Genomic DNA, 13,779 nt, shown 5'->3' with positions numbered 1-13,779 from the left:
GTGCGGCGTCCGGTGCAGGCGCCGCCCTACATACGCGGCTTGCCAGCCTTCGGCAGATAGCGCGTCAGTTCGCCGCCGCAGCTCCGGGTGACCCGGGCGTACTCCTCCGCGCTGTCCACCTGCCGCTGACGGCGGTCGCGCTCGCGCGTGAACTCCTGCATCGCCAGTTTCAAGGCCGCGTCGATGGGCTGGCGGATGGCGGCCATGGCCTGTTCCTGGGTGCGCCGCCGCACCGTGCCGACGCGCTGCACCACCGCTTCCAGCCGCTGCTGGATGCGCGGGATGAACTCCTTCAGCAGCATCTCGTCCACGGCGATGTGCTTCATCTCGTGCCTCAGGACCTCGCCGTGGATGCAGCTTTCCCGCGGGAGTTCGCGCGCCACGAAGAGGCGGCGCTCCTGGAAGCCGAAGGTGACCGCCAACGTGGCGGGGGCACCGCACACGTCGCCGTTGGCGAGCGACCGGAACATGGCCCGGAACTGCGACTCCTCGCCGTAGCGCGCGTGCGCCAGCCCCAGGATGTGGCCGTTGGACCGCCCGGCCGGTCCCGGCGCGCGGCCGGGAATGGTCGCCAGTTCGGCGATGGTGCGCGTGTGGTCGCGGAGGAGGGGGGCGATCTGCGGCGTGACCTTCACCCGCGGCGGATCGAAGGCCGGGCAGACCACGCCGGCCAGGGCCGGAGCCGTCGATAGCCACAGCGCACCGGCCGCGAGCAGCGGCAGGGCAAAGGTGCAGGCGGGTCTACGACGCATGGGCATACCCGGAATGTCGGCGATCCCCCGCGCCAGGGCAAGTGGGGTACCGGGCGCTGTCGCCGGCGCCCGCCGGACCGGTCAGGACGGGTAGAGGAAACGCATCTTCAGCGTGCCGCCGACCGCCCGCAGCTGCGCCCGCAGATCGTCGTTCTCATGGTGCCCCTCCACATCGACGACGACATAGCCGAGCTTCGGATCGGTCTGCAGATATTGGCCCGCGACCTTCAGGTTGTGGGACTCCAGGATCTTGAAGATGCCGTTCAGCACGCCCGGCGTGTTGTGGTGCACGTGCAGGAAACGGGTGGAGCCGGGACGCACGGGGAGCGCCACCTGCGGGAAGTTCACCGCCCCCAGGGTCGAGCCGTTGTCGGAATACTCGGTCAGCTTCTGCGACACCTCGGTGCCGATGTTGGCCTGCGCCTCGCCGGTGGAGCCACCGATGTGCGGGGTCAGGATGACGTTCGGCAGACCGCGCAGCGGGCTCACGAACTCCTCCTTGTCGCTGCCGGGCTCCTCCGGGAACACGTCCACCGCCGCTCCCAGCAGACGGCCGCTGCGCAGCGCGTCGGCCAGGGCGCCCACATCCACCACCGTGCCGCGGGCAAGGTTCAGGAAGAAGCTCTTCTTCTTCATGGCGGCGAACTGCGCCGCACCCATCATGCCCTTGGTCTGCGGCGTCTCCGGCACATGCATGGTGACGACGTCGGAGACCTCCAGCAGCCCCTCCAGCGAGTTGCAGGGCCGGGCGTTGCCGAGCGCCAGCTTCTTCACCACGTCGTAGAAGCGCACCTGCATGCCCATCGCCTCGGCCAGCACCGACACCTGCGTGCCGATGTGGCCGTAGCCGACGATGCCCAGCGTCTTGCCGCGGATCTCGTAGCTGTCCTTGGCCGACTTCGACCAGCCGCCGGCGTGCACGTCCCGCGACTTGTCGGGGATGCCGCGCATCAGCATGATGATCTCGCCGATCGCCAGTTCCGCCACCGAACGGGTGTTGGAATAGGGGGCGTTGAACACCGGGATGCCGCGGTCGCGCGCCGCGGCGAGATCCACCTGGTTGGTGCCGATCGAGAAGCAGCCGACGCAGAACAGCCGCTGCGCCGCTTCCAGCGCGCGCGCCGTGAGCTGGGTGCGCGACCGGATGCCGAGGATGTGGACCTGGCCGATCCGCTCGACCAGCTCGTCCTCGTCCAGCGCGTGGGGAAGGCGGGTCACGCTGCTGTAGCCGCGCTCCTTGAATTCCCGTTCCGCGTTGTCGTGGATACCCTCGAGCAGGAGTACCTGGATGTTTTCCCTGGGCTTGGAGACTTTGCTCACGGCGGGCACCCGTGTTGGTGGTGGGCGTTCGAACGCGGCGCAAAGTAGCGCCGTGACGGACCATTGTCACGGCCTTCGGCGGTGCGGTATGCCAGACACGCAACGAAGCGGGAGGATCGTCATGGCCGGGACCGTCACCATCTATCACAACCCGCGCTGCGGCAAATCGCGCCAGACCCTGGAACTGCTGCGCCAGCGCGGACTCGAGCCCGTCGTGATCGAGTATCTGAAGACCCCGCCGACCGCCGCAGGGCTCGCCGCCATCCTCGCCAAGCTGGGCAAGCGGCCGGGCGACATCCTGCGCGCCAAGGAGGCGGCGGAGGCCGGCGTCTCCCCCGACCTGCCCGACGACGCCCTGATCGCCGCCATGGTCGCCAACCCCATCATCATCGAGCGGCCGATCGTGGTCGCCGGCGATCACGCGCGTGTCGGCCGCCCACCGGAATCGGTGCTGGAGATCCTGTGAAATCGCAGGGTTCCGTCGCGGCCTGCGTAATTAAGATTCCGGTCATCGTTGCCCGGCAAGCTGGACAGGATCGCTGAACCTCTCAACGTTCCGCCACGCCCGTGTCGAGCATCGCCGCCCTTCCGCCTCCCTCATCCCCGCCGACCCAGTCCGGGTTGGCGGTGATTCGGAAGTTGCTGACCAGCGACGCCCTGCCCGTCACCCCCGTCCGCCCGATTCCCGGCCAGGAACAGCGCCGCTCCCGCCCCGAAGTCGAGGCCACGGACGAGGCGCTGCAAGGTGCGCGCGGCAGCGCCGGTGCCGCCGCCCGCGGCCGCTCGGGCGAAGCGGACGGCACCGCGTCCGACGGCGGCCATGCCGGCCGCAACGCCGATCGTCCGGTCACCGGCTCCGCCGCCACCCCCACGGCCGGGCCCAGCACCGCCTTCATGGCACAGGCCATCCATCAGGAGATGCTGGGCAGCGGCCTGACCATCGAGCCGTGGGACACCGCCATCGCCGCCTACCGCCGCGCCGAATCCGGCGCCCCCGCCGGCTCGCTGGTCAGCAGCGTCTCGGTCTGACCCGCGGCGCTCAGGGCTTCAGCACCACCTTCACGCAGCCGTCCTGCTTGTCGCGGAAGGTCTTGTACATGCCGGGACCCTCCTGGAGCGGCACGGTGTGGGTGATCACGAAGGATGGATCGATCTGCCCCCGCTCGATCCGCTTCAGCAGATCGTCGGTCCAGCGGTTCACATGGGTCTGCCCCATGCGCCAGGTCAGCCCCTTGTTCATCGACGCCCCGAACGGGATCTTGTCCACCAACCCGCCATAGACGCCGGGGATCGACAGAGTGCCGGCGGGGCGGCAGACGTAGATCATCTCGCGCAGCACATGCGGGCGGTCGGTTTCCAGCATCACCGCCTGCTTGGCGCGGTCGTACAGGGAATCGAGGGTGGCGGTGGCGTGCGCCTCCATCCCAACGGCGTCGATGCACTTCTCCGGCCCCATGCCGCCGGTCAGCTCGGCCAGACGCTCCACGACGCTTTCGGTCTCGAAATTGATGACGGTGGCCCCGCCCGCCTCGGCCATGGTCAGCCGTTCCGGCACCCGGTCGATGGCGATCACCTGGCGGGCGCCCAGCAGCACGGCGCTGCGGATCGTCATCTGCCCGACCGGGCCGCAGCCCCAGATGGCCACCGTGTCGGTCGGCTGGATGTCGCACTGGGCCGCCGCCTGCCAGCCGGTGGGGAAGATGTCGCTGAGGAACAGCAGCTGCTCGTCGCTCAGCCCCTCGGGCACCTTGATGTGGGTGTGGTCGGCAAAGGGAACCCGCAGATATTCCGCCTGCCCGCCCGCGTAACCGCCGGTCAGGTGGGTGTAGCCGAACAGCCCCGCGGTGGTATGGCCGAACAGTTTGTCCGCGACGCTCTTATTGCGGTTCGTGCGCTCGCAGACGGAGAAGTTGCCGCGCCGGCACTGGTCGCACTCGCCGCAGATGATGGTGAAGGGGATGACGACCCGGTCGCCCTTCTTCAGGTTCGTGACGCCGCGCCCGACCTCGACCACTTCGCCCATGGTCTCGTGGCCCATCACATCGCCCGATTCCATGCCCGGCATGAATCCGTCGTAGAGATGCAGGTCCGAGCCGCAAATGGCGCAACTCGTCACCCGGATGATCGCGTCGCCCGCATCCTCGATCGTCGGGTCGGGAACGGTGTCGTACCGGATGTCCTTCTTGCCGTGCCAGCACAGGGCCTTCATAGCCGTTCTCCCCCAGCGTCGATCGCGTCGGGAAGAGAACCGCGGCGTTCCGGATCCGGTTCCGGAGCTGGTCTTCCGCTCAGTGGGGGGCGGGAGGCACCGGGGCGCCCGCGGGAGCGCCCCGGCCGCTCTCCATCACGCGGCGCGGATGGTGGAGATGAACGCCTCGACCTCATGACGGAGCGTCGCCGCGCCTTTGGACAGCCCGTTCGCGGAGCCCAGCACCTGGGTCGCCGCGGACCCGGTGTCCGCCGCCGCCTGGTTCACACCGGCGATGTTGGAATTGACCTCCTGCGTCCCACGGGCGGCCTGCTGAACGTTCGACGAGATGTCGCGCGTCGCCGCCCCCTGCTGCTCCACGGCGGCGGCGATGGCCGCGGAGATCTCGTTGAGGTGCCGGATGGTGCCCTCGATGCTCTCGACCGCGGTTTTGGCTCCGCCGGTCGCGGCCTGGATTTCGCCGACCTTCGCCTGGATGTCGTCGGTCGCCTTGGCGGTCTGGTTGGCCAGCGCCTTCACCTCCGACGCGACGACGGCGAAGCCTTTGCCGGCGTCGCCCGCCCGTGCCGCCTCGATGGTCGCGTTGAGCGCCAGCAGGTTGGTCTGCCCGGCGATCGAGTTGATCAGCCCGACGACATCGCCGATCTGCTGGGCGGCCGCGACCAGGCCGGCCATCATGTCGGCGGTGCGCTTGGCCTCCTGCACGGCCTGGCTGGCGATCTGGGTCGAGCTGGACACCTGCCGGCCGATCTCCTGGATCGACGCCGAAAGCTCCTCGGTCGCCGTCGCCACCGTCTGGACGTTGGCCGACGCCTGCTCGGACGCCGATGCGACCACCATGGCCTGTCGGCTCGCTTCCTCGGCCGTGGCGGACATCGAGGTTGCCGCACCCTGCATCTCGGTCGCGGCCGTGGCGACGGTCTCGACGACCCCCTTCACGCTCGACTCGAAGGAGTTGGCAAGCCGCAGCATCGCCGACCGGCGCTCCTCCTCGGCCTTGGCCTTGAGAGCCTCCTGCTCGACGCGGAGCCGCTCCATCTCGACGGCGTTCTCCTTGAACACCTGGACCGCGGCCGCCATCCGGCCGATCTCGTCGCCGCGATCGCGGGAGGGCACCTCGACCACCCGGTCGCCACCCGCGAGCCGGGTCATCACCTCGGTGATCCGCTGCACCGGAACGCTGATGCCGCGCGCCAGCAGGAAGCCCAGCAAGGCCGACACCGTAAGCGCGAGCCCCATGCCGATCCAGGTTCCCATCGACGCGTCGGTCAGCGCCGCCGTCTCCGCGGCCGACCGGCCCGCCAGCAGGTCGCTTTCCACCTTGCGGAACTCGGCCGCGATCCGGCGCAGCTCGTCGAACGCCGCCTTGCCGGCGCCGCCGGCCTCCATGTCGCGCGCCTGCTGGACCGTCGCCGGGTTGCCCATCAGGGCGATCTCCCGCTCGGCCACATCCTTCTGCCAGCGCCCGATGGCCGCCTTGAGCTCGTCCACGCGCCGCTGCTGGGCCGGGTTGTCGGCCGTCAGCCTCTTGATGGCCGACAACCCCTCCCCCGCCTGCTTGGCGCCGGCGTGGTAGGGATCGAGAAACTCGCTCTTGCCCGCCACCAGATAGCCACGCAGACCGGTCTCCTGCCCGACCATGCCGGCCACCACGGAATCGATGCCGTCAAGAACCTGGTAGGTGTGCGTGTTCCAGGCGCTGGTTTCGCGGACGGTGGATATGTTGGCGTTGATGTAGATGCCCATGGCGGCGACGATGATCAGAACCCCCACGAAGGACATCCCGATCTTTGTCCTGATGGACAGCCTGTTCAAAATCTGACCCATGACCCGTCCCTACCTCATTTTTGCCCAGCCCACGATGGCTGGAAACGAGACGATAAGGCATCGGTCCGCTGCGAGTCGCGCAGAATCCCCGTGATTCAAAAAAGGCAATTCAATATATTCTACTCGAAAGGCGATTTTCTTTACCAATAAACCCGATCACAGGCGCATATATTTAAATTTCTCAGATTTGTCATATTATTTCTTCACTGAACAAGAATCGTTCCATCCCGATTTCTCGATGATCTCGGCATTCGCTTGGAAACGGCGCATTCACAGGAGTGCTGCCCGCTCCATCATCATCCACGGCACGGCAAAGAAGCCGGGCCGTTGCGAAAAGTGGCTGAAAAAGCTGGATCCCCGCCCCCGCAGGGATGACGGATCCTGGGTTGCGCGCGGCGATCATGCGATCGTCAAACAGGCTCTCGACAATCGTTCGACAGTCAACCCGACATGATTCGACACGCTTGGATTTCATCGTCGGAAAAGCGGGGCTCCAGGCCTTTCAGGACGTTGTGGCGACGGCCGTGATCCCCCGCCGGGCCAGGGATGAAGGAGCCCGGAATCCGCTCCGGTGCATGCGCCTGCCCCGCCCGGACCTTACGGATCGCCCTTGCGCTTGCCCGTCAGCGCGGCGATCACGCCGTGGAAGGTGCGGACCTCCTGCTCGGTCATCCGCATCCGCTCGAAGGCGTTGCGCAGGGTCCGCACCATCGACGGGCGCTTCTCCGGAGAGGTGAAGAATCCCGTACGGTCGAGCGCGCCTTCCACATGCTCGAAGAAATTCACCAGCTCCGCCTTGGTGGCCGGGCGCGTCTGGCCGGTGTGCAGCAGCTCCGCCGGCGGGACATCGCCGGTCTGGAACCACTCGTAGCCGATCAGCAGCACCGCCTGGGCGAGGTTGAGGGAGGAGAAGGACGGGTTGAGCGGCACCGTGATCAGCGTTTCCGCCAGCGTCAGGTCGTCGTTGACGAGGCCCGTCCGCTCCGGCCCGAACAGCACGCCGACCTTGTGGCCGGCGGCGTAGTGCGCGCGCATCCGCTCCGCCGCAAGTCGTGGGGTGACGAACTCCTGGATCATGCCGCGGGTGCGCACGGTGGTGGCGAACACCACCTCCAGGTCGGCCACCGCGTCGGCCGTGCTGTCGAACAGCCGGACGCCGTCCAGCACCAGGTCGGCCCCCGACGCCGCCGCCTGCGCCTTCTCGTTCGGCCAGCCGTCGCGCGGGCGGACCAGCCGCAGCTCGGTCAGGCCGCAGTTCAGCATGGCGCGGGCACAGGCGCCAATGTTCTCGCCGAGCTGGGGCTCCACGAGCACGATGGTCGGCCCGCCCAGGATGGACGGCCGGTTCGGATCCTTGCCGGAGGTCATGCCCTGCCCTTCCCGTCTTCCCGCCCGCGGATGCTCAGCCCCGCGGCGCCACGCCGTCGCGCAGCAGCTTGAAGGTGTAGCTGTCCACCAGCGCCTCGGTGGACGCCTCGATGATGTTGGTGGACACGCCCAACGTCGACCACTCCGACCCGTCGCCATTGCGGCTGCGGATCAGCACCCGCGGCATGGCCGCCGTGCCGGCGGTCGCCGCCAGGATGCGCACGCGGTAATCGACCAGCTTCACCCCGCGGATCAGCGGGTAGGTGGATTCCAGCGCCTTGCGCATGGCTTGGTCGAGCGCGTGCACCGGGCCGTTGCCGTCCGCCACCTCGTGCCGCACCTGGTCGCCGATCTTGACGCGCACCACCGCCTCGGACTCCACCACCAACTCGCCCTTGGCGTTGTAGCGGCGCTCGTCGGTGACGTGGAAGCGCTTCAGCTCGAAGAAGGCGGGGACCTTGCCGAGCTCCCGCCGGGCCAGCAGCTCGAAGCTCGCCTCCGCCGTGTCGTAGGCGTAGCCGGCGGTGTCCCGCTGTTTCACCAGATCCACCAGACGGGGCAGCCGCGCGTCGGCCGGGTCGATGTCCAGCCCCATCTCGCGCAGGCGGGCCAGGATGTTCGAGCGGCCGGCCTGGTCGGAGACCACGATCTGCCGGCGGTTGCCCACCGTCTCCGGCGCGATGTGCTCGTAGCAGGCGGGGTCCTTCTCCACCGCCGACACATGCAGCCCGCCCTTGTGCGCGAAGGCCGAGGCGCCGACATAGGCCGCGTGCCGGTTGGGCGCCCGGTTGAGCCGCTCGTCCAGCGCCCGGCTGACCTCGGTCAGCAACCCCAGATCCTCCGCCCGGACGCCGGTGCGGAAACCCATCTTCAGCATCAGCGTCGGGATCAGCGCCACCAGATTGGCGTTGCCGCAGCGCTCGCCCAGCCCGTTCAGAGTGCCCTGGATCATCCGCGCACCGGCACGCACCGCGGCCAGCGAGTTGGCGACGGCGTTCTCGGTGTCGTTGTGGCAGTGGATGCCCAGCCGGTCGCCGGGGATGCCGTGCTCGTGCACCACCGCGTGCACGATCTCCTCGATCTCGTGCGGCAGGGTGCCGCCATTGGTGTCGCACAGCACGACCCAGCGGGCACCGGCCTCATAGGCGGCGCGCACGCAGGACGCGGCGTAACCGGGGTTGCGCTTGTAGCCGTCGAAGAAATGCTCCGCGTCGAACAGCGCCTCGCCTTTGGCCGCCTTGGCGGCGGCGACGCTGTCGCGGATCAGCTCCAGATTCTCCTCCCGCGGGATGGCGAGCGCTACGTCCACATGGAAGTCCCAGGTCTTGCCGACCATGCAGACGGCCGAGCAGCGCGCGTTGAACAGCCCCGCGAGGCCTGGATCGTTGGCCGCACTCCGCCCCGGCCGCCGCGTCATGCCGAAGGCGGTGAAGGTGGCGCGGGCGAGCGTCGGCGCGTCGGACCCGAAGAAGCGGTCGTCGGTCGGGTTGGCCCCGGGCCAGCCGCCCTCGATGTAATCGATGCCGAGACGGTCCAGATCCTGGGCAATGGCGATCTTGTCGGCGACCGAGAAATCGACGTCCTGGGTCTGCGCCCCGTCGCGCAGGGTGGTGTCGTACAGATAGATCCGCTCGCCGGTCATCGCTCGGTATCGCCCGCTGAAACGGCCCCTTGGCCGAAAAGACGGCAACAATGACGCAGCGGCGCCAGCATCTCAACCGATTCCTGCCGGACGGGTCATTGGACACAGCGAAGCCGCTGCGCTACGATCCACTCATACGTGTGGAGCCCGCATGCCCGACCGCCACCCCGACCGCACCACCGAACTGGCCACCCAGGTCGAACACATCGCCGTCAAGCTCGACCGCGTGATCCACAGCCAGACCCGCATGGAAGGCGACATCGCCGACCTGAAAGGCGACGTGCGCGAGCTGAAAGGCGACGTGCACGAGCTGAAGGACGGGCAGGCAAGGCTTGAAGCCGGGCAGACCGAGCTGAAGGCCGACGTGTCCGATCTGAAAGACGGACAGGCCCGTCTCGAAACCGACGTGTCCGGCCTCAAGGCCGGCCATGAGCGGCTCGAGGCCAAGTACGACCGGATGCTCGACGTCATGAACGAGAACCACACGGAGCTGAACCGCAAGTTCGAGCTGCTGTTCGGCATTCTGGCCGGGCGGCGGGACGACAAGGCGTAGCGGGGGCTCTCACCCCCGCTTCCAGGTGGTTCCCTTCGGCCCGTCCTCCAGCGTGACGCCCTGCTCGGCCAGCTCCTTGCGGATGCGGTCGGCCTCGGCGAAGTTCTTGGCCTTGCGGGCGGCCTGACGGTCGGCAATGGCCTGCTCGATGGCCTCGTCGGACAGCGCACCGGCCGCCTTGGGCGCCCAGCGGAACCACGCCTCCGGCTCCTGCTCCAGCAGTCCCAGCTCACGCCCGGCGGCGAGCAGCGCGCCCTTGGCCGCCGCCTTGGCCGCCCCTTCCGCCTTGTTGGCGGCGGTCGCCAGCTCGTGCAGGTGGCTGATGGCGAGCGGCGTGTTCAGGTCGTCCTCCAGCGCCGCCAGAACCTCGAAGGGCAGTTCCGCGTCGACCGGAGCCGGGTCGCCGCGCAGCGCCTGGTACCAGCGGTCGAGCGCCAGCTTGGATTGCCGCAACCCGTCCTTGGTGAAGTCGAGCGGTTGGCGGTAATGGGCGGACAGCAGGGTCAGGCGAATGGCTTCTCCCGGATGCTCGTCCAGCAGCTCGTTCACGGTGAAGAAGTTGCCGAGCGACTTCGACATCTTCTCCCCCTCCACGGTCACGAAGCCGTTGTGCACCCAATAGCGGGCGAGCGGGTCGCCGTGGTGGGCGCAGCGGCTCTGCGCGATCTCGTTCTCGTGGTGGGGGAAGATCAGGTCCAGCCCGCCGCCATGGATGTCGAAGGTGACGCCCAGATGCTCCTTGGCCATGGCCGAGCACTCGATGTGCCAGCCCGGCCGGCCGCGGCCCCAGGGGCTGTCCCAGCCCGGCTCGCCCTCCCGGCTCGGCTTCCACAGCACGAAGTCGGACGGGTCGCGCTTGTAGGGGGCGACCTCCACGCGCGCGCCGGCGATCAGCTCGTCCTGGCTGCGGCGGGAGAGCTGGCCGTACTCCGCCATGGACGGCACGCTGAACAGCACATGCCCTTCCGCGGCGTAGGCGTGGCCGCGCTCGACCAGCACGCCGATCAGCGCCACCATGTGGCCGATGTGGTGGGTGGCGCGCGGCTCCACGTCGGGGCGCAGCGCGTTCAGCGCGTCCATGTCGGCGTGGTAGAGGTCGGTGGTGCGGCGGGTCAGCGCCTCGATCGGCTCGCCGCTGGCGCGGGAGCGGTCGATGATCTTGTCGTCCACATCGGTGATGTTGCGGACGTAGGTGACCTTCGGGTACAGCCGCTTCAGCAGCCGGTACAGCACGTCGAACACCACCACCGGCCGGGCGTTGCCGATGTGCGCCGTGTCGTACACGGTGGGACCACACACGTACATGCCGACATGACCGGGGTCCAGCGGCTCGAACCGCTCCTTTCGGCGTGTCAGCGTGTTGGTGAGGTCGAGCGGCACGACAATGGTCTCCTTATCAGGCGGTTTCGCCGGCCAGCCGCTTCAGCGCGCGGGCCCGGCCGATCAGGGGTAGCAGAAGCTTCAGTTCCGGTCCATGCTCCAGGCCGGTCAAGGCCTTGCGCAGGGGCAGGAACAGCTCCTTGCCCTTGCGGCCCGTGCGCGCCTTGACCGCCGCGGTCCAGGCGCCCCAGGTGCCGGCGTCCCACGGCTCGTCGGGCAGCAGCCCCGCCGCCTCGGCCAGGAACCCCGCATCCTCCACCACCGGGGCCACCGGCGCGTGCGTCACCGCCCACCAGTCGGCGACCTCCGACAGCCGCGCGAGGTTGGGCCGCACGGCCTCCCAGAACCCCGCATCCACCCCGGCCAGCCCCATCGCCTCCAGCCGCCCGCGCACCGCGTCGAAGGGCGTCAGGTGCAGGAGCTTGGCGTTCAGCCGCTTCAGATCCTCCGGATCGAACTTCGGCGTGGCGCGCGACACCTTGCCCATGTCGAACTCCGCCACCAGCGCGTCCAGCGTCGCCCGCGGCTCGATGGCGTCGGACGTGCCGAGCTTGGCGAGCAGGCTGGCGAGCGCCATCGGCTCCACCCCGTCGTCGTCGCGCAAACTGCCGATGCTCAGGCTCCCCAGCCGTTTGGACAGCCCCTGCCCGCCCGCGTCGGTCAGCAGCGGCAGATGGGCGAAGCCCGGCACGTCGGCTCCCAGCGCCTGCCAGATCTGGATCTGCACGGCGGTGTTGGCGACATGGTCCTCGCCGCGGATAACGTGGCTGATCGCGAAGTCGGCGTCGTCCACCACGCTGGTCAGCGTGTAGAGCGGCCGCCCGTCCTCGCGGATCAGCACGGGGTCGGACAGGTCGGCCCCGGCGAAGCGCTGGTGCCCGCGCACCAGATCGTCCCACTCCACCGGCCGGTGCTCCAGCAGGAAGCGCCAGTGGGGCCGCCGCCCCTCCACCTCCAGCCGCGCGCGGTCGGCGTCGGTCAGGCGCAGGGCGGCGCGGTCGTAGAGCGGCGGGCGCCCCTGCGACACCTGGCTGGCGCGCCGCAGCCCCAGCTCCTCCGCCGTCTCGTAGCAGGGGTAGAGCCGCCCGGCCGCGCGCAGCATCGCCGCCGCCTCGTCGTACCGGCCGTAGCGGTCGCTCTCCCGCGCGAAGCGGTCCCAGGTCAGGCCCATCCAGGCAAGGTCGCGCTCGATGGCCTCGGCGTATTCCGGCCGCGACCGCTCCTCGTCGGTGTCGTCCAGGCGCAGCAGGAAGGACCCGCCGGCGTTGCGCGCGAACAGCCAGTTGACCAGCGCCAGCCGCAGGTTTCCCACATGCAGCAACCCGGTGGGGGACGGCGCGAAACGGACGGCGACGGACATGGCGGCGGCACGGGGCTGGTGGCTGGGGCCGGCAGCGATAGCACGCGGGCCGCCGCCCGTGAACCCCCGCGCTCACCCGCCGCAGGCCGCCGCACGCGCCAGCAGGAAGGCCCGCTCCGGCCCGTTGCGGCTGAGCTCCGCCGCGCGCTCGAAGGCCGCTCGAGCCTCATCCGCCCGCCCGGCGCGCAGCAGGAAATCCCCCTTGGCCGCCGGCAGCGGGGCGTAGCCGCGCAGCACCGGCTCCTCCTCCAGAGGTGCCAGCAGCGCCAGCCCGACCTCCGGTCCGAAGGCCATGCTGTGCGCCACCGCGCGGTTCAGCTCCACCACCGGCGACGGCATCACCACCGCCAGCCGGTCGTACAGCCCGGCGATCCGCGCCCAGTCCGTGTCCTCCGCCCGCCGCGCGCGGGCGTGGCAGGCGGCGAGTGCGGCCTGGAGCGCGTACGCCCCCTCCGCCCCGCCCAGAGCCTCCGCCCGCGTCAGCGCGTCGAGGCCGCGGCGGATCATCGACCAGTCCCAGCGCCCGCGGTCCTGGTCGGGCAGCGCCACCGGCACCCCGTCGGCCCCCACCCGCGCCGCCAGCCGCGAAGCCTGGAGCTCCATCAGGGCGAGCAGCCCGAACACCTCCGGCTCCTCCGGCAGGGCGCCGGCGAGGATGCGGCCAAGCCGCCGCGCCTCGGCGCAGAGGTCGGGGCGGGTCAGATCCTCCCCCGCCGTGGCGGCGTAGCCCTCGGTAAAGATCAGATAGATGACCTCCAGGACGGAGGCGAGCCGCGGCATCCGCTCCGCCCCGCGCGGCACCGCGAAGGCGATCCCCGCCCCGCCCAGCGTCTTCTTCGCGCGGACGATGCGCTGCGCGATGGTGGGCTCCGCCGCCAGGAAGGCGCGGGCGATCTCGTCGGTGGTCAGCCCGCCGACCAGCCGCAGAGTCAGCGCCACCCGCGCCTCGCGCGACAGCACGGGGTGGCAGGCGGCGAAGATCAGCCCCAGCAGTTCGTCGCCCAGATCGTCGTCCAGCGCCGCCTCGATCCGCGCCGCGGCGTCGCCCCGCCCGTCCTCCAGGTCGCGGCCGATCTCGGCGTGCTTGCGCTCCAGCATGGCGTCACGGCGCAGCCGGTCGATGGCGCGGCGCTTGGCCGCCGCCATCAGCCAGGCGCCGGGGTTGCGCGGCACCCCACCGCGCGGCCAGTCCTCAAGTGCTGCGACCAGCGCGTCCTGCGCCAGCTCCTCCGCCAGCCCGACGTCGCGCAGCAGCCGCGCCAGCCCGCCGATGAGCCGGGCCCGCTCGATCCGGAAGACCGTCTCGATGGCCCGGTGGGTGTCCGGGTGAGTGTCCGTGTGAGTGTCCGTCGCCGCCACGGCCCCAGG

General features: G+C 69.8%; 13 protein-coding genes. 4 read left to right on the top strand and 9 right to left on the bottom strand.

Annotation, left to right across the window (positions count from 1 at the left end):
- Positions 1-26: 26 nt before the first annotated feature.
- Both HL658_RS24320 and serA read right to left on the bottom strand, forming a co-directional pair.
- Positions 27-752, bottom strand: coding sequence for a hypothetical protein (locus HL658_RS24320; protein ID WP_180283723.1), 726 nt, complete (start codon positions 750-752; stop codon positions 27-29).
- Positions 753-833: 81 nt separating this feature from the next.
- Positions 834-2,072, bottom strand: coding sequence for a phosphoglycerate dehydrogenase (serA, locus tag HL658_RS24315; protein WP_180283722.1), 1,239 nt, complete (start codon positions 2,070-2,072; stop codon positions 834-836).
- Positions 2,073-2,193: 121 nt separating this feature from the next.
- On the opposite strand from serA, the gene arsC reads away from it, so the two are divergent.
- Both arsC and HL658_RS24305 read left to right on the top strand, forming a co-directional pair.
- Positions 2,194-2,538 carry an arsenate reductase (glutaredoxin) gene (arsC, locus tag HL658_RS24310; RefSeq protein ID WP_180283721.1) on the top strand — a complete coding sequence of 115 codons (345 nt, stop codon included), beginning with the start codon at positions 2,194-2,196 and terminating at the stop codon, positions 2,536-2,538.
- 173 nt (positions 2,539-2,711) lie between these two features.
- The gene (locus HL658_RS24305; RefSeq protein WP_180283720.1) at positions 2,712-3,101 is read left to right on the top strand and encodes a hypothetical protein; all 390 of its coding nucleotides are present in this window, start codon (positions 2,712-2,714) and stop codon (positions 3,099-3,101) included.
- A gap of 10 nt (positions 3,102-3,111) precedes the next feature.
- Here HL658_RS24305 and HL658_RS24300 read toward each other — a convergent pair whose 3' ends face one another.
- Complete coding sequence (locus HL658_RS24300; RefSeq protein WP_180283719.1) at positions 3,112-4,281, bottom strand: zinc-dependent alcohol dehydrogenase; 1,170 nt, start codon at positions 4,279-4,281, stop codon at positions 3,112-3,114.
- Positions 4,282-4,416: 135 nt separating this feature from the next.
- Complete coding sequence (locus HL658_RS24295; protein WP_211109843.1) at positions 4,417-6,063, bottom strand: methyl-accepting chemotaxis protein; 1,647 nt, start codon at positions 6,061-6,063, stop codon at positions 4,417-4,419.
- Positions 6,064-6,346: 283 nt separating this feature from the next.
- Here HL658_RS24295 and HL658_RS24290 point away from each other — a divergent pair, with 283 nt between their 5' ends.
- Positions 6,347-6,562, top strand: coding sequence for a hypothetical protein (locus HL658_RS24290; RefSeq protein WP_180283717.1), 216 nt, complete (start codon positions 6,347-6,349; stop codon positions 6,560-6,562).
- 143 nt (positions 6,563-6,705) lie between these two features.
- On the opposite strand, the gene HL658_RS24285 is transcribed toward HL658_RS24290, so the two are convergent.
- The gene (locus tag HL658_RS24285) at positions 6,706-7,476 is read right to left on the bottom strand and encodes an RNA methyltransferase (protein WP_180283716.1); all 771 of its coding nucleotides are present in this window, start codon (positions 7,474-7,476) and stop codon (positions 6,706-6,708) included.
- Positions 7,477-7,510: 34 nt separating this feature from the next.
- The gene (gene cimA / locus HL658_RS24280) at positions 7,511-9,118 is read right to left on the bottom strand and encodes a citramalate synthase (RefSeq protein ID WP_180283715.1); all 1,608 of its coding nucleotides are present in this window, start codon (positions 9,116-9,118) and stop codon (positions 7,511-7,513) included.
- Between the two features lie 151 nt (positions 9,119-9,269).
- Between cimA and HL658_RS24275 the strand changes: the two genes are divergently transcribed.
- A complete protein-coding gene (locus HL658_RS24275; protein ID WP_180283714.1) occupies positions 9,270-9,671 on the top strand; it encodes a hypothetical protein in 402 nt (133 codons plus the stop codon).
- Between the two features lie 9 nt (positions 9,672-9,680).
- Here HL658_RS24275 and cysS read toward each other — a convergent pair whose 3' ends face one another.
- The 3 genes from cysS to HL658_RS24260 all read right to left on the bottom strand — a co-directional run bounded on the left by cysS (position 9,681) and on the right by HL658_RS24260 (position 13,770).
- Positions 9,681-11,051: a cysteine--tRNA ligase gene (gene cysS, locus HL658_RS24270; protein ID WP_180283713.1), complete on the bottom strand. Its 1,371-nt coding sequence runs from the start codon at positions 11,049-11,051 to the stop codon at positions 9,681-9,683.
- A 16-nt stretch (positions 11,052-11,067) separates the two neighbouring features.
- Positions 11,068-12,411 (bottom strand): glutamate--tRNA ligase, encoded by a 1,344-nt coding sequence (gene gltX, locus HL658_RS24265; RefSeq protein ID WP_180283712.1) that lies wholly within the window; start codon positions 12,409-12,411, stop codon positions 11,068-11,070.
- A gap of 72 nt (positions 12,412-12,483) precedes the next feature.
- A complete protein-coding gene (locus HL658_RS24260; protein WP_180283711.1) occupies positions 12,484-13,770 on the bottom strand; it encodes a DUF6596 domain-containing protein in 1,287 nt (428 codons plus the stop codon).
- Between the last annotated feature and the right edge of the window lie 9 nt (positions 13,771-13,779).

The sequence above is a fragment of the Azospirillum oleiclasticum genome, assembly GCF_013423485.1.
GTDB classification, from domain to species: Bacteria; Pseudomonadota; Alphaproteobacteria; order Azospirillales; family Azospirillaceae; genus Azospirillum; species Azospirillum oleiclasticum.
The sequence above is the reverse complement of the archived record's forward strand: the minus strand, read 5'-3'. Positions and strand labels throughout refer to the sequence as shown.